Genomic DNA, 16029 nt, shown 5'->3' with positions numbered 1-16029 from the left:
GCCCGCGCACGTCAGAACTTGAAGCTGACGCTCGCCTTGTACATGCGCCCGAAGAACAGGTTGGTCCTCAGCGCTTCCTTCGACCCGTCATAGGTACGCTGATGCTCGTTGAGCAGGTTGTTCGCTTCCAGGTTGAGCGAGACGTTCTCGGTGATGTCGTACCGCGCCGTCAGCGACAGGTCGGTATAGGCGTCGTTGTAGATGCCCGTGGCGGCGCCCGACAGGCCGACCAAATACTCGTCGCGCCAGTTATACGCGACGCGCACCGAAACCGGTCCCTTTTCGTAATAACCGATCAGGTTGGCGTTGTTCTTCGACAGGCCGGGGAACGACAGGACGCGGCCCACGGCATCGCGGATCGGCGTGGTCGAGTCGATGTACGAATAGGTCGCCACCACCCCAAAGCCATCGAACGGTCCGGGCAGGAAATAGAATGGCAACTGGACCAATGCCTCGACGCCCTTCACCTTCGCACCCTCGCCGTTGATCCGGCGATTGATCAGGTAATTGACGTTCGCATAGACCTCCGGGCTCTGCTGCGAGACGATGAAGGTCGAGATGTCCTTGTAAAACGCGCCGACCGACACGAGCGCCTGCTTGCCGAAATAATATTCGAGCGAGGCATCGATCTGGTTCGCCTTGAACGGGTTCAGGTTCGGGGCACCGCCACTGCCGCCGCCGGGCGACGTCTGGACTCCGTTGACGAACACGGCGGTGTTGTTCAGCGTGATGCCGTTGTTCAGATCGGCGGTGTTCGGGAACGCCACGACCTTGGCCGCGCCCAGGCGGAAGATCAGGCCGTCGGTCAGCCCGGCGCGGACAGTGGCGGAGGGCAGGAACTCGTCATCCTTGCGCAGGAACGTCGTCGGCGTGACCGTGCCGGTGGCGCCGATCAGGTTGCCGATCGAGGTCAGATCGCGGTGCAGGAAACGCCCGCCGATATTACCGGTCACGCTGCCTGCTTCGAAGTCCAGCTTGGCATAGCCTTCGTAGAACTTCTCCTTGATCTGGTAGGTGCCTGCCAGCGCGGTGGTCGTCGCCGCCGGATTGAGGCACGCCGCAGCCTGCGAGAATTGCGGGAAGCCGGTCCAGACGCCGCAACCGCCGGCGATCACATCGGCGCCGGCAACGAACGAGCGCGTCAGCCCCGCAAAGTCGTTCTTCGCGAAGTCCGGGTTGGAATAGAGCTTCAGGAACTGCGTCAGCGCAGTCGCATTGATGCCGCCGGTGGGGCGGATGTCGGCGAGCAGCGGGTTCACGCGGGTGTTGAGGTTCTGATACCGCACGCCGACGTGCAGCTTGCTCAGGAAGCCCTGCCCCAGCATCGCCGTCCAGTCGGTGCGCGCGGCGGTCGCCTCGGTCTTGGCGCGATACAGGTTGTCGAACAGGATCGTCGCGCGCAGCTGCGCCGGATCGGTCACGTCGATACCGCTGATCGAATAGGCGCCCAGTTCGCCCTTCGAGAAATCGAAGGTCGTGGTCGGCGTGATCGTCGTCAGCGGCTGGAGCCGCAGGTAGTTCTGGTCATAGCTCGACGTCGAGCGGTTGTACGAGATTTCCGCCGTCGCCTTGATCGAATCCGTCACTTCGAACTTGCCGTTCAGCCCCGACGACCATGTGTCCGCCTTGGTATTGGCATATTCGGTGTTGGTCAGGACCGGCGCGGTCGACGTACCGGAAATCAGCACGTTGTTCGGCGAATAGGTCGCGTTGGTCAGCCCGGTCTGCGGATTGAACGACAGCCAGTAGCGTTCGCGGTCGGAAATCAGCTTGGAATAGAAGCTGTCGAGCGTGATTTCGACGCCGGGCGATGGCTGCCACTGGACGACACCGTCGAGCCCGAATTTCTTGCGCGTCTCGTGGATTTCCTCCGGGCGCACGTCGGAATGGCCGAAATGCGTCGTGCCGCCCGATGTGAAGCGGGTGTAGCCCGAAAACGTGTCGAGCCCCTGCTGCGACAGGCGGCGGCGCGCATAGGAGGCGGAGACCAGCACCCCCAGCGTATCATTGGCGAACTTGCGCGACGCGAGGCCGAACAGCTCATAGCTGGGCTTCTCGGTCAGCGTGTCGTAGCTGGCACCGCCGCGCACCGCGACCTGGTTCGGGCCGTCGAGCGGCCGGCGCGTCTCGATGTCGATGATCCCGCCCAGCGCACCGGCGATGTCGTCGGCGCCCGCCAGCTTGGTGACTTCGAGCCGGGAAATCAGCTCCGAGGGGACCAGCGACAGGATGCCGTAGGTCGAGCTTCCCAGCTGGTCGAGCCCGACACCGCCGCGCCCCGTGGCATCGACGATCTCGCGACCGTTGAACAGATAGACGTTCTGGCGAAGCCCGCGCACCGATATGTTGGTGCCTTCCGCAATGCCGCGATCGACCTGGATGCCGGAAACGCGCGCGAGCGATTCGGCGACGTTGCGGTCCGGCAGCTTGCCGATGTCGTCGGCGATGATCGCATCGACGAACTGCACCGCATCGCGCTTGATGTCGCGCGCGGCGCCCAGGCTGCCGAGGATGCCGGTGACGACGATCTCATCGTTCGCATCCTGCGCGGCTTCGGCCGGCACGTCCTGCGCCAGCGCAGGCGCGCCCATCGCGACCGTGGAAACCAGCATGCTCGACGCCAGCAGGTTCCGAATCAGGTGAATCTTCATAGCCATCCCCTCCGTGCTCCCTTCGCTCGTCGGGGTCTGCGCCCCGCGTGCATCCTTCGTTATAAAGACGCTATTAAAGCACCATTATGCGGGGCGCAAGCGCGTTTATCCGCCTTGACAGCGATATAGTGGCACTACATACGACACATATAGCAACACTATATCAATCAGGGACAGGCGATGACCGAACTGAAGGGAGTTCTCCCGATCCTGCCGACGATTTTCAGCGAATCGGGCGCGATCGACGAAACCGGCACGCGGCGCGTGCTGGAGTACATCGTCGAATCGGGCGCGCAGGGCGTGGTGTTCCCTGGCCTGGCCAGCGAATATGACATGCTGAGCCGCGAGGAACGGCTGCACCTGACCGCGCGGATCGGCGAGTGGCTGGGCGGGCGCATCCCCTTCGTCGTCGGTGCCAGCACCGAGGATACCGACGAAGTCATCGCCTATGCCGAGGCAGGCGCCCGCGCCGGTGCCGCCGCCGCGATGATCCTGACGCCCAAGGCCTATGCGGGCGACCTGGCCGGCATGCAGCGCTTTTTCGAGGCCGCGCATGCCGGGTCGGGGATCGCGATCATGGTGCAGAACGCGCCGGCGCCGATGGGGATCGGCATGCCGCTGGAGCAGGTCGCCGAACTCGCCCGCGCCGTCCCCGGCATCTGCTACGTCAAGGAAGAAGCCGCCCCCTCGGGCCAGCGCATCACCCGGCTGAGCGAGCTGGCAGGCGATGCGCTCGACGCCGTGTTCGGCGGCGCAGGCGCGCGCTATGTGATCGACGAACTGGTGCGCGGCGCGCGCGGCACGATGCCGGCATGCGAGATCACCGAACTGCACGTGCGGATGCTCGCCGCCTTTGCCGAAGGCCGGGTCGATGCTGCGCGCGACCTGTTCGAGCGCAGCCTGCCGCTGCTCAGCATGCAGGCAGTGTTCCGCTGGCGCCTGACCAAGGCCGTGCTGCAACGGCGCGGGCTGATCGACAGTGCCTACACACGCGCGCCCGGGCCCGCGCTTGATCGCTATGACAATGCCGAGCTGGACGCGCTGCTCGCGCGGCTTAGCGACATCATGCCGCTGACCCCAGCCGAAGTGGCGGCCTGATCATGCGGATCGCGGCGATCGACACCTTCATCGTCACTGTCCCGCGCGACACCCCCTATCTGGGGCCGCTGGCGGCGGGCGAGACCGTCAATGCGCGCGGCTATATCGTCCGCCGGGGAAACGGGACGATCTACCCCGTCGTCGATCGCTCGATCGTCGTGCGCGTCACCGATGCCGAAGGCGGCGTCGGCTGGGGCGAGACCTATGGCATCTGCGCCCCGCGCGCGACGTGCGAGATCATCAACGACTTGCTCGCACCCGTGCTGATCGACAGCGACGCGGGCGATGTCCCGGCGACATGGGACCGGCTCTACGATCTGATGCGCGTGCGCAATTGCTCGACCGGCTTCCACATCGATGCGCTGGCTGTGATCGACATCGCGCTGTGGGATCTTGCCGGCAAACGCGCGGGCAAGCCGGTCCACGCGCTGATCGGCACGCAGGTCCACGATCGGATTCCCAGCTATCTCTCCGGGCTGCCCGCAGCGACGCTCGCCGAACGGGTGGCGCTGGCGCAGTCGTGGCAGGCGCGCGGGATGGATGCATTCAAATTCGCTGCGGTGGTCAGCCATGAAGGCGTGGTGGCCGAAATGGCGGCGCTGCGCGCGGCGCTGGGGCCGGAGGCCGAGATCCTGATCGACCTCCACTGGAAGTATGAAGCCGCCGAGGCGCGCGCCCTGATCGACCAGCTCGCCCCCTATCGCCCCGGCTTCGTGGAGGCGCCGCTGAAGCCCGAGGACATGATCGGGCTGGCCGCGCTGGCGGCCGACAGCCCGGTGCCCGTCGCTGCGGGGGAGGAATGGTACACTGCCTATGAGGCGGCGAACCGCCTCGCCTTTGGCCCGGTCGCCTATGTCCAGCCGGAGATGGGGCATACCGGCATCACCCAGTTCGTGCGCATCGCCCGGCTTGCCGCCGCGCGCGGCATCGCGATCGCGCCGCACGCGACGATTGGCACCGGCATTTTCCTCGCCGCGAGCCTGCACGCATCGGCGACACTGCCCAGGCTGTGGAAGCATGAGTGGCAGCATTCGGTGTTCGAGCGGAACCTGGCGCTGCTCGACACCGACATGGCGCATGGCGCGGAAGGCTATCGCCTGCCCAGCGGCGTGGGCCTTGGCGTGGCGCCCGGCGATGCGTTCTGGGCAGCGGCAGAGCGCGTAGCGTGATGCGTGCCTCTTCGCGTTGGTGCATAGGGTGGGCCCATGCGCGCTAAACCCAATGCTCAACCGAATCAGAGCCTGATCGACGGCATCGCCACGCTCCAGGCCCTCGCCACCTCACCCGAGCCGGTCGGCTCCCGCGAGCTTGCCCGGCGGCTGGACATCGATCCGACCAAGATCAACCGGCTGCTCAAGACGCTCGCCTATCTCGGCATCGCCCGCCAGACGGCGAACCGCAAATACACCGCCGGATCGGGCATGCACGTGCTGGCGGCGCAGAGCCTGTTCGCATCCGGCCTGATCCGCCGCGCGCTGCCGGTACTGGAGGGGCTGCGCCGGTTCGGGCACACGGTGGCGCTCGGCGTGCTGTGGGGAGACAGCGTCAGCTATCTGTTCCACGCGCCGCCCGGGATAGAGGCATCGCGCGGCCTGGGCCGTATCGGCCTGTTGCCGGCGACGACCAGCGGCATCGGCATCGTCCTGCTGTCCGAACTGGAGGACGACGAAGTCCGCGATGTCTATAAGGATCGCGAGATTCCGATGTTTGCGGACGGCATCGAACAACTGCTTGCCAAGCTCGCCGAGGTACGGCGGCTTGGCTATGCGCGCGTGCACGTCGCCGATGAGCGCGATCACCACGTCGTCGCGGTCTCGACCGGCGATCCGGCGCACGCCGGCATCGCGCTGTCGGGCTGGATACCAGAGACGGCCACCGAGCCGCTCGTCTTGGCGCTGCGCGAAGCCGCGCCTGAAATCGGGGGATAGATGGCCGACATTGGGGTTCGATCGGAGGCGGCGTCGCCGCCCAAACGCCTGCGCTGGGCAATCCTGGCCCTGTTGTTCGGCTCGACCGTGCTCAATTACGTCGATCGCCAGACGCTGTCGATCCTGGCGCCGATGATCCAGCGCGATCTGGACATAAACGATGTCGGCTATGGCCATGTCGTCCAGCTTTTCCTGATCGCATACACCTTTGCCTATCTCGTCTCGGGCTGGCTGACCGACCGGCTCGGCACCCGGCTGGCGCTGGCGCTGTTCGTCGGCTGGTGGTCGCTCGCCAACATGGCGACCGGGCTGGTGCGCAACGCCTTTCAACTGGGCGCCGCGCGCGCGATGCTCGGGCTGGGCGAGGCCGGCAACTACACCGCCGGTCCCAAGGCGGTGTCCGAGCATTTCCCGCCGCACGAGCGCGGGCTCGCCTTCGGCATCTATACCGCTGGCGCCATGGTGGGCGCGACGATCGCCCCGCCGCTGATCGGCTGGCTCGCGCTGGCGCATGGCTGGCGCACCGCATTCGTGGTCACCGGGGCGATGGGCTTCGTCTGGCTCGTCGCGTGGCTCGCCATCTATCCGCGCGACAAGGGCGTGCGCGAGACCAAGGAGCCGACGCCCTGGCGCGCGATTCTGCGCGAGCGACCGTTGCTCGGGCTGGCGTTGTCGCGGATGCTCGCCGACCCGGTCTGGTATTTCTATCTCTTCTGGTTCCCGAAATATCTGTCGGACCAGCGCGGGCTCGATCTCGCCAGCATCGCGATGACCGCGTGGATCGTCTATCTCGCGGCCGATTTCGGCAGCATCGGAGGCGGCATCTTCTCCGGGAAGCTGATCCGCCGGGGCATGAAGCCCGTCAACAGCCGGCTGGTCGGAATGGCCTGCGCTGCCGCGCTGGCCCCGATCGGCATGCTTGTCGCGACCGGCCCAGCGATGCCGCTCACCTATGCGATCGCGGCCACGGTGGCGTTCGCACACATGGTGTTCCAGATCAACATCAGCACATTGGTCGTCGATCTCTACCCTACCCGCGTTGTCGCCACGGTCTTCGGCATCGTCGCTGCGGGAAGCGGCCTGGGCGGAATCGTCTCGACCCAGCTTGTCGGCAAGCTGGCCCAGACCGGCGACTATCCGATGATCTTCCTGCTGATGGGCGTGCTGCATCCGCTCGCGGTGTTAGTCGCCTGGGCTTCGCTGCACAGCCAGCCGAAATCGGCGCTTCGGCCGAATTAGGCCAGCGTATTGCGCTGTTGCCAGGCGCGCGCCAGGTTCGGCCAGTCGGACATCGGCCAGGCCGGATCGCCGCGCAGCCCCAGCCCGTGCGCACCCTCTTCGAACAGGTGCATGTCGATCGCACCACCCGACGCCCGCACTGCCCCGAACAACGCAAGCGCGTGATCGACCGGAACCACGCGATCGTGCACTGCATGCGCGAGGAAGATCGGCGGGGTGATACCGGGCACGCTCTTGTCGAACGACCAGGGCGCGGCAGCGGCGTCACTCGGATCGGGGCCGAGCAATGCCCGTTTCGACCCGGTATGCGCCCCTGCCCCCATCGACACGACGGGATAGAGCAGGATCGCGCCATCGGGGCGAGTCAGCAGCCGGTCGGCCGCGTCGAGCACCGGATAGGTCCGGTCGTACACTTTGGTGCACAGGCTGATCGCCAGATGCCCGCCCGCCGAACCGCCCAGCACCGTGACGCGCTTCGGATCGACGCTCCAGCGCCCGGCCCCGCCTGCGCGGATCAGCCGGATCGCACGCTGCGCATCCTGGAGCGCCACCAGCGGTCCGGCACCCCAGCGGTCGACGGGCAACCGATAGCGCAGCACGAATGCGGCAACGCCGACCGAATTGAACCAGCGCGCGGTCTCGTACCCCTCGCGGTCGATGCCCACGCGCGAATAGCCGCCGCCGGGCAGGATCAGCACCGCCGCCCCGGTCGGCTTGGGCGCAGCGAAATAGGAAAGGACCGGACGGGTAACGTGCTCGGCGACACGGTAGCGGAGCCCGGCGTTGTCCACCTGGTCGTCTATCGCCTCGACGATATCCGGCACAGGGCCGCCGGGCATCCGCCCATCCGGCCAAAGAGGCACGATCAAATCAGGCTCGCGGTCCTCCCGAGCGAAATGGGAAAAGCCGTCCGCCGCCGCCCGCGCCATGGCTGCACCAGCCAGCATCGACCCAGGCAACAATGCGGCAGCCGTCAAAAGGCTTCGGCGGCTCGGTTCGATGATCGGCATGCGATGCTCTCATACAGTCAGCTGACGGGTCGATATCGACAACAGCATACCGCACCGCATAGAGCAACGAAATCTGCTTCCAACTCCACAATACGCGCCTTCCTGCTGCATATTGGTGCTATAATATTCGCGTTACCCAGGATTAACTCGATCGCTACCGTCCAGTCGGCTTTACCCGCAGGCACCCGTGAAGGAAGTTCTCGCTGCGCGCGCCGATGCATCCCACATGCGGCAGTCTGGTCGTCCACGACGTGGCGGGGGGCAGCACGACGAAACCAGGGGCTCTCGCCGTAGCTTCGTCGTGTCCGCTTCAGTCCATCGGCAAATACCCTTTGCCGATGCCGGGCCGCGCCCTCAGAACCGTAGCGTGGCGCCGAGCGAGAGGCGGTTCTGCTTCAGATCCTTGGCGAAGTTCGTCCGCATATACTCCGCACGCAGGGCAACGCTGCGCGACATCGCATATTCGATACCGGCGCCATAGGTCATCCCGCCATCGGTATGCTTGCGCGTCGCCACGCCCGGTGCCTTGCCGGCATCCTCGCGCTCACTGCGCATCCAGCGATACCCGCCCCGCCCGTACAGCAGCAGGCTCTGCGACGGCGCGAAGGCCAACCGCGCGGTCGCATCATAGGTCTGGCCCGCGCCAAAGCCGCGGCCTTTCCCGATCGGTCGTTCATCGGTGCGCCGCGCGGCGGTGCCCAGTCCTGCCTCGACACCAAGGACGATGCCGTTGGCAGGCGCAATGTCATAGCCGATCGCTACGCGCACCGCCGGGAAATTGACGTAATGCTTGCCCGCCGCGTCGATCGACACACCATCGCGGCGGAGATCATTGTCGACCAGACCGGCCTCCAGCGTGACATGGGCGCCGGCGAACCGAGACGCCGCGCGATCGGAAGCCGCATCCTGCGCCTCCGCCGACAAGGGGGCCACTGCCAGCGCAGAGACCGGCACCATGATGAAAAAAGCAGCAAGTTTCGACTGCACGAGGGGTTTTCCTTGATCAGCGCCCGCTGGCGGAATGCCTGCCGGCAGGGCGCTGTTCGCCGCGGATTGTGGAGGAACCGTGGGGAAACCATCCAGTTTCAATGGGATCAGGTGCCCGATACGCGCGGCCGGACCGGAAGCCGCATCGTGAAACGCGTCCCGCCGCCGGGCGCATTCTCCAGCGTCGCGGTGCCGGCATGCGCCTCGGCAATGGCCCGGACGACCGACAGGCCAAGCCCGGTGCCCCCACTCGCGCGGGCGCGCGAACTCTCGCCGCGCCAGAACCGGTCGAACGCCGCCTCCGCGCCACCATCGGGCAGGCCGGGGCCATGATCCCGGATCACGAGCACCGCCCAGTCGTCCTGGCGTTCGGTGGCGATCACCAGCGGCCCGCTGCCCGCGGCATAGCGCTGCGCATTCGACAGGATGGCTCCGATCACCTGGCGCACGCGCGCGCCATCGGCGACGACCGGGGCATGGGAAAGCTGTGGATGCGGGGCAATCCCGGCGCCCTCCAGGTCGGGGCTCATCAGCGCGACGACCCGTTCGACCTCGATCGCCAAATCTGTATGGGCGGGGTCAAGGATCATGCGGTGCGAATTGGCAAGATTGATCGTCTGAAGATCGTCGACAAGTCGCCGAAGCCCTTCGACCTGCAGCAGCAACAACTGCATTTCGACGGGCCCGCAATCGAAAACGCCATTGATGGTGCCCTGCAGACGCCCATACAGGATTGTCAGCGGGGTGCGCAGTTCATGCGCGATCGCCGCAGTGCTTTCCGCCAATTCGCGCTCGGCGCGCTCAAGCGACTGCGCCATGCCGTTGAAATCGTCGATCAGTTGCGCCTCTTCCGCCGATGCCCAGGCGACCAGCGGCGCGCGCGCGGACAAGTCGCCACCGGCTACCCGGCGCGCGGTTGCCGCCACATCGTTCAGTCCCCGGCCGAGCTTGCGCAACAAAATGCTGCCAAGCACGAAATCGCCTGCCGCCGTTATGATGAGGCAGATCACCAGTGCTTCCTTGACCCGCTGGTCCATGGTCCTGGTGATCGCGTTGGTTTCCCGGATAACGTCTTCGATCCCGTCAAGGCTGGGAACTCGACCCGCCTCGACTGCGATGATCGCCTGTAGCGCGGCGGGGGATGCGGATCGCTTGAGCTGTTGCTCGGCGAAGCCGGTCCACACCGCCATCGCCGCGAAGACCAGCGCCCCATTGAGGACAACGATCGCGACCAGAACCATCGCCAGTTGCCGGGCGATATGCGGGCGACGTCGCGTGCGAGCCGCGAGCCGCGCGCGCAAAGCGCCGATCACGACGCCGCCAGCCTGTAGCCGACGCCGCGCACCACGGCACACAGCCCGGGCATACCCGCCTGTTCGAGCTTGCGGCGCAGATTGCTTATATGGCTGTCGACCGTACGTTCCAGCGCATTGCCTTCGGGCAGACAGGCGTCGACCAGATCGGCGCGCGAATAGGCAGTGCGGGGCGCGCGGACGAGATGCGCGAGCAGGCGATACTCGGTCGGGGTAAGATCGAGCTGGATAAGCGCAGAGCCGTTCAACACTGCGGCGCTATAGCCGGCGGTATCGACTTCCAGCGCCCCAAAGCGGAGCATCGCATGCCGGCCGCCCTGTCCGCGCGTACGGCGCAGCACCGCCTTGACCCGGGCGACGATCTCGAGCGGGTTGAACGGCTTCACGACATAATCGTCGGCCCCGATACGCAGCGCGGACAATTTGTCCAGATCCTCTGCGCGCGCGGTCGTCATGATGACCGGGGTTTCACCATCCCGGCGCAGGTCGGACAGCACGGCAAAGCCGTCGCGTTTGGGCAGGCCGATGTCGAGCAGCACAAGATCGGGCCGCAACGATCGGTGATGCGTCATCGCCACGGCGCCGTCTTCCGCAGTGACCGTTCGAAATCCGTCGCGCTCCAGAAAGGAGCGCAGGATGCCGGCGATCTCCGGCTCGTCCTCCACAATGAGAATCAGGGCGTTTTCCACACTATCGTACCTTGCAACGGGGCCTTCGTTAATCAGTCCGCACTGTCGGCCAATAGTGGAGATTTTGTGGAGGTTTGACGAAGGCGCGTCCACGCAGGGCCTCCTTCAGGAGGCACATGGTCCGCTCTTTGCGAAAACTGCCTCCGTTCCCGTGCGCCGCTTGCCGCGCCTGTCAGCACCCCTCCGGGCCGCAACGGAGCAGGTCCATCAGCAAACGTTCACCATACAAAAACGTTGCATAAACATACAACGATCCATATGTATGGCCCACGTTCAGGCGAATCAGGTAATCCTAATGTCGATTTCAAGCCAATCAGACGCGTTTCCATGGATCATGAAGGCAGGCTGGAAGGGCCTGTGTCCCCGCTGTGGCAAGGGGCATATGTTCCGGTCCTGGCTGAAGATCGCCGATCGCTGTGACGCGTGCGGGCTGGACTATCGTTTTGCCAGACCCGACGATGGTCCCGCCTTCTTTTCGCTCTGCATCGTGATGTTGCCGCTGACCTTTGTTGTCGTGTGGGTGCAGGCGGCGTTTGATCCGCCGTTATGGGTGCACCTGATCACGTCGCTGCCCTTCATGTCGCTGGGCGCGTTGCTGCCGCTTCGGCCGATCAAGGGCTGGCTGGTCGCCTCGCAATATGTGAACCGCGCGAACGAGGCGGGAACCGAGAAGCTGTGGAACCAGATGGACGGTCGGGCGCCCGGCAGCGACCTGTTCGAGGAATGACGACGATGCCCCCGGCACAGGCACCGGCGCCGACCGCACTGGAAACCGCGCGTCAGATCGCCGCTGACATGCTGGCACAAACGGGCCGCGCCGACGATGCGAGGATCGTCGCACACGGCGGTGGCGATGACTTTATCGAGGTGCGCATCGCACTGGCCGCAGCCGGGCGGACGGCAAGCCGCTCCGCGCTGATCGAGCGCGCCCTTCGCTGTTATGCCGATCCCACCTTTTGGGACGGGGAACCGTTCGAGGCGGCGCTGGCCTATCACGACCAGGGCGTCATCGCCCGCGCCGGGCTGCTGGGGCGGGAGATGTTTGGCCAGCATCGGGATTGAATGTGGCTGACAGGCCAAGCATTGTATGCGCGTCTGTATGGATTTCTATAAGGTCTGAGTGATGCATAGCTGGAAGCCCGACATTGCTGGCGTGGCTGGCCCCAAATATCTCGGGATTGCCGACGCATTGGCGCGTGACATCGAATCCGGCGCGCTGCGCCCGGGGGATCGCCTGCCGCCGCAGCGATCGCTCGCCGAGGCGCTGGGCGTGGACCTGACGACGATCACCCGTGCCTATGGGGAGGCGCAGCGGCTGGGCCTGATCGAAGGCGACGGCCGACGCGGCAGTTTCGTGCGGCAAAAGCAGGATACCGTTACCGGCATTCTCTACACCGAGCCTGCCGATGCCGGCATGAACGCCCCACCCGAGCTTCCCGATCGCAAGCTGGCCCTCGCTTTCGGCGCCTCCGCATCGCTGCTGCTGGGGCGCACCGATGGGCCCGCCCCGTTTCACTATCAGCCGCGCGGCGGCATGGCGCTGGCGCGCGAGGCGGGCACGGTAGTGCTGCGCGATCGCGGCATTCCCTGCGTCGAAGACACCGTGCTCATTGCCGCTGGCGGGCAGCATGCACTGCACGCGGTGATCAGCACCGAACTGCAGCCGGGGGAGACGATTGCGGTCGGCGAATACGCGTATCCGGGGCTTCTTGCCGCGGCACGCCGCTATGGCCTGCGGCTCTGCGCGATTGCCTGCGATGAACAGGGCATGCTCCCCGACGCGCTGCAGGCCGCGTGCGGTCGGGCGCAGGTCGCGGCGGTGTACCTGGTGCCGACCAATGACAATCCCACCACCGCAACCATGGGGCTGGACCGGCGCAAGGCGATCGCCGCCGTGGTGCGCGCCGAGGGGCTGAAGCTGATCGAGGACGACGCCTATGGCTTGTTGCCCGAACAACCGCTCCCACCGATCGCGGCGCTGGTGCCGGAATTGAGCTGGCATATCGCCAGCGTGTCGAAAATTCTCTCCCCGGGGTTGCGCGTCGCCTGGCTGTCGGCGCCCGACGTCGGCGCGGCATGGCGTCTGGCGGCCGATTTGCACGAAACCGCGATTATGGCACCACCGTTGAACACCGCCGTCGTCGCCGATTGGGTGCAAGGCGGAATGTTCCACGAACTGCGCGCCGCGGTTCGCGCGGAAGCGCAATTGCGCCAGCGGATTGCCCGTGCCTGCCTGCGCCCCGGCAGCTTTGTGGCGCATGACGAAGGCTATCATCTCTGGGTCCGGCTGGATGCCGGCACCAACCCTGCCGAGGTGGTGAACGCAGTGCGACCGCACGGATTGTCGGTCGTTGCCAGCGATGTGTTCGCGGTGGAGCCCGGCACCGCCCGGCCCGCGCTCCGTATCTCGATCGGCGGTTCCATCGCCCGCGACCGGCTGGAGCGCGCGCTGCGGCTCCTGGCCGCACTGACGACACCGGACGCAACCCGAAAGATCGCGCTGGTCTAGCCCGGCCCATCCCCTTTCCCCGCTTTGGCGGGCAACAAATTATCCGCGAGGTTCCCTGCCATGGGAGACGAAGCCCTTTTCGTTGCCCGTTTGCAATTCGCCTTCACGGTGACATTTCACTTCATTTTCCCGGCCTTTTCGATCGGCACGGCAAGCTTCCTGATGCTGTTGGAGGCGCTGTGGCTGCGAACCGGCCGTGGGGTCTATGCCAATCTCTATCGCTACTGGCTCAAGATCTTTGCGGTCGCGTTCGGGATGGGCGTCGTCTCCGGGCTGGTCATGGCCTATCAGATCGGCACCAACTGGTCGGTCTTTTCGGACAAGGCGGGGCCGATCATCGGGCCGTTGATGGCCTATGAAGTGATGACGGCGTTCTTCCTGGAAGCGGGATTCCTGGGCGTGATGCTGTTCGGCATCAACAAGGTGGGACCGAAGCTGCATTTCTTCGCCACGACCATGGTGGCCGTGGGCACCTTCATCTCTGCCACCTGGATCATCAGCACCAACAGCTGGATGCAGACGCCGACCGGCTTTGCCATCAACGCGCAGGGCCAGTTCGTGCCCGCCGGATCCTGGCTGCCGATCATCTTCAATCCCAGCTTTCCGTATCGTCTGGCCCATGTCGTGATTGCCGCCTATCTCACGACATCGCTGGTGGTGGCCGGCGTCGGTGCCTGGCACCTGCTGCGCGATCGCGCCAATCTGGGCGCGCGCAAGATGTTCTCCATGGCGATGTGGATGGTGATGATCGCGGCGCCGGCCCAGATCCTGGCGGGCGATGTGCACGGACTGAACACGCTGGAGCATCAGCCCGCCAAGGTCATGGCGATGGAAGGCCATTATGACAGCCATCCCAACGGCGCGCCGCTGATCCTGTTCGGCATTCCCGATCCCGCCGCCAAGCGCATCGATTATGCGATCGAAGTGCCGAAGCTGTCGTCGTTGATCCTGAAGCATGATCTGAACGCACCGCTGCCCGGGCTCGACACCGTGCCCGACGATCGCGAGCCCCCCGTCCCCGTCGTCTTCTGGTCGTTCCGAATCATGGTCGGGCTGGGATTTGCGATGCTGGGGCTGGCGTTGCTGGGTGTCGTCGCGCGGGTTCGTGGGACGTTCTATGCCTCGCCTTGGCTGCACCGCATCGCCGCGGCGCTCGCGCCGAGCGGTTTCATCGCGGTGATCGCCGGCTGGGTGACGACCGAGGTGGGGCGGCAACCGTTCACCGTTTATGGTGTGCTGCGCACCGCGCAGTCGCATTCGCCGCTGCAGGCGTCTGCCGTGGCGACATCGCTCGCGGTGTTCGTGGTCGTCTATTTCATCGTGTTCGGTGCAGGCACTTATTACCTCCTGCGCCTGATGGCCAAGCCGCCGGCCCGGCACGAGACCGAACCAGCCGCAATCCCGCAGCGCGCCGCCGGCATCACGCCCGCCGCCGCCTTCGACCAGGAGTGACCCGGCGATGCAGTACAATTATGACCTGACCACCGTCTGGGCGTTCATCATCGCCTTCGCCATCTTTGCCTATGTCGTAATGGACGGTTTCGACCTGGGCATCGGCATCCTGTTTCCCACGCTGAAAGTGGGCGAAGAGCGGGACCAGGCGATGAACTCCATCGCGCCCGTATGGGACGGCAACGAAACCTGGCTGGTGATGGGCGGCGGGGGGCTGCTGGCGGCGTTTCCGCTGGCCTATGCCGTGATCCTGCCGGCCACCTATCCGCTGGTGATCGCAATGCTGCTGGGCCTGATCTTTCGCGGCGTGGCGTTCGAATATCGCTGGCGCGATCCGCGTCACCGCCCCTTGTGGGACACAGCGTTCTGGCTCGGCTCGGTGGTTGCCACCTTTGCGCAGGGGATGATGCTGGGCGCCGTGCTGCAGGGCATCAAGGTGGCGGATCGCGCCTATGCGGGTGGCCCGCTGGACTGGCTGTCTCCGTTCAGCCTGTTGACGGGCGGCGCGCTGCTGGCCGGCTATGCGCTGCTCGGCGCCAGCTGGCTGATCGGCAAGGCGCACGGCTCGGCGCAGGAGCATGCCCGCCGCATGGCGTTCCGCTTGGGCATCCTGACCATCGTCGCCATGGCGGCGGTGAGCATCGCAACGCCGTTTCTGGCGATCGATTATTGGCACCGCTGGTTCAAGATGCCCGGCGTGCTGTTCACTGCACAGGTGCCGCTGGCGACGGTGCTGGTTGCGTTCGTGTTTTTCTGGAGCCTGAAGCGGGGTCGCGAACGGTTGCCGTTCATCGTCGCCCTGCTGTTGTTCGCGATGGGCTTTATCGGCCTTGGGATCAGCATGTTCCCCTATATCGTGCCGACGGCGCTGACGATCTGGGATGCCGCCGCACCCGAGAAGAGCCAGATCTTCATGCTGGTGGGCGCAGTGTTCATCCTGCCGCTGATCCTCGCCTATACCGCATGGTCCTATTACGTCTTCCGCAGCAAAACGGTGATCGAGGGGTATCATTGATGCGCACCGGCCCCCTGCCCCTGCTGGCGCAACGGCTCGGCTGGATGGCGCTCATCTGGTTATTTAGCGTGGTTGCCCTCGGCCTTGTCGCAGGCGCCATCCGCTGGTGCCTCCACGCCTGAACACGATCGCATCCTG

The 16029-nt window shown here is 65.6% G+C and carries 15 protein-coding genes; 10 read left to right on the top strand and 5 right to left on the bottom strand.

All coding sequences use genetic code 11. The annotated features are described in order from the left end of the window. Nucleotides 1-11: 11 nt before the first annotated feature. On the bottom strand, nt 12-2651 hold the full coding sequence (locus tag ACG3SL_RS04770; protein WP_448663997.1) for a TonB-dependent receptor: 2640 nt from the start codon (nt 2649-2651) through the stop codon (nt 12-14). A gap of 180 nt (nt 2652-2831) precedes the next feature. On the opposite strand from ACG3SL_RS04770, the gene ACG3SL_RS04765 reads away from it, so the two are divergent. The 4 genes from ACG3SL_RS04765 to ACG3SL_RS04750 are packed head-to-tail and all read left to right on the top strand — an operon-like array spanning nt 2832 to nt 6916. Continuing rightward, nucleotides 2832-3749 (top strand): dihydrodipicolinate synthase family protein, encoded by a 918-nt coding sequence (locus ACG3SL_RS04765; protein WP_448663996.1) that lies wholly within the window; start codon nt 2832-2834, stop codon nt 3747-3749. Nucleotides 3750-3751: 2 nt separating this feature from the next. Further along, the gene (locus tag ACG3SL_RS04760; RefSeq protein WP_448663995.1) at nt 3752-4918 is read left to right on the top strand and encodes a mandelate racemase/muconate lactonizing enzyme family protein; all 1167 of its coding nucleotides are present in this window, start codon (nt 3752-3754) and stop codon (nt 4916-4918) included. A gap of 36 nt (nt 4919-4954) precedes the next feature. Next, a complete protein-coding gene (locus tag ACG3SL_RS04755; RefSeq protein ID WP_448663994.1) occupies nt 4955-5677 on the top strand; it encodes an IclR family transcriptional regulator in 723 nt (240 codons plus the stop codon). Beyond that, nucleotides 5678-6916 (top strand): MFS transporter, encoded by a 1239-nt coding sequence (locus ACG3SL_RS04750; protein ID WP_448663993.1) that lies wholly within the window; start codon nt 5678-5680, stop codon nt 6914-6916. It begins immediately after the preceding gene. Here the strand turns inward: ACG3SL_RS04750 and ACG3SL_RS04745 are convergent. From ACG3SL_RS04745 to ACG3SL_RS04730, 4 genes are all read right to left on the bottom strand, one after another. Further along, nucleotides 6913-7755 (bottom strand): alpha/beta hydrolase, encoded by an 843-nt coding sequence (locus ACG3SL_RS04745; RefSeq protein ID WP_448663992.1) that lies wholly within the window; start codon nt 7753-7755, stop codon nt 6913-6915. The genes ACG3SL_RS04750 and ACG3SL_RS04745 overlap by 4 nt on opposite strands. Before the next feature lie 525 nt (nt 7756-8280). Further along, a complete protein-coding gene (locus tag ACG3SL_RS04740; protein ID WP_448663991.1) occupies nt 8281-8913 on the bottom strand; it encodes an outer membrane protein in 633 nt (210 codons plus the stop codon). 107 nt (nt 8914-9020) lie between these two features. Continuing rightward, the gene (locus tag ACG3SL_RS04735; RefSeq protein ID WP_448663990.1) at nt 9021-10226 is read right to left on the bottom strand and encodes an ATP-binding protein; all 1206 of its coding nucleotides are present in this window, start codon (nt 10224-10226) and stop codon (nt 9021-9023) included. Next, nucleotides 10223-10915 carry a response regulator gene (locus ACG3SL_RS04730; protein ID WP_448663989.1) on the bottom strand — a complete coding sequence of 231 codons (693 nt, stop codon included), beginning with the start codon at nt 10913-10915 and terminating at the stop codon, nt 10223-10225. Before ACG3SL_RS04730 ends, ACG3SL_RS04735 begins: the two co-directional genes overlap by 4 nt. Nucleotides 10916-11210: 295 nt before the next feature. Between ACG3SL_RS04730 and ACG3SL_RS04725 the strand changes: the two genes are divergently transcribed. The 6 genes from ACG3SL_RS04725 (at nt 11211) to ACG3SL_RS04700 (ending at nt 16013) form a co-directional block, all read left to right on the top strand. Further along, entirely contained in the window at nt 11211-11642 is a 432-nt protein-coding gene (locus ACG3SL_RS04725; RefSeq protein WP_448665070.1) for a DUF983 domain-containing protein, read from the top strand. After that, the gene (locus ACG3SL_RS04720; protein WP_448663988.1) at nt 11639-11977 is read left to right on the top strand and encodes a hypothetical protein; all 339 of its coding nucleotides are present in this window, start codon (nt 11639-11641) and stop codon (nt 11975-11977) included. Before ACG3SL_RS04725 ends, ACG3SL_RS04720 begins: the two co-directional genes overlap by 4 nt. A 61-nt stretch (nt 11978-12038) precedes the next feature. After that, a complete protein-coding gene (locus ACG3SL_RS04715) occupies nt 12039-13424 on the top strand; it encodes an aminotransferase-like domain-containing protein (RefSeq protein ID WP_448663987.1) in 1386 nt (461 codons plus the stop codon). A gap of 60 nt (nt 13425-13484) precedes the next feature. Continuing rightward, nucleotides 13485-14876: a cytochrome ubiquinol oxidase subunit I gene (locus tag ACG3SL_RS04710; RefSeq protein WP_448663986.1), complete on the top strand. Its 1392-nt coding sequence runs from the start codon at nt 13485-13487 to the stop codon at nt 14874-14876. 7 nt (nt 14877-14883) lie between these two features. Then, nucleotides 14884-15891 carry a cytochrome d ubiquinol oxidase subunit II gene (gene cydB / locus ACG3SL_RS04705; RefSeq protein ID WP_448663985.1) on the top strand — a complete coding sequence of 336 codons (1008 nt, stop codon included), beginning with the start codon at nt 14884-14886 and terminating at the stop codon, nt 15889-15891. After that, nucleotides 15840-16013, top strand: a complete 174-nt coding sequence (locus tag ACG3SL_RS04700) for a DUF2474 family protein (RefSeq protein ID WP_448663984.1) — start codon at nt 15840-15842, stop codon at nt 16011-16013. The genes cydB and ACG3SL_RS04700 overlap by 52 nt, the downstream gene beginning before the upstream one ends. Nucleotides 16014-16029 lie beyond the last annotated feature (16 nt).

The sequence above is a fragment of the Sphingomonas degradans genome, from assembly GCF_053502645.1.
This window is presented reverse-complemented; position numbering and strand designations above follow the sequence as displayed.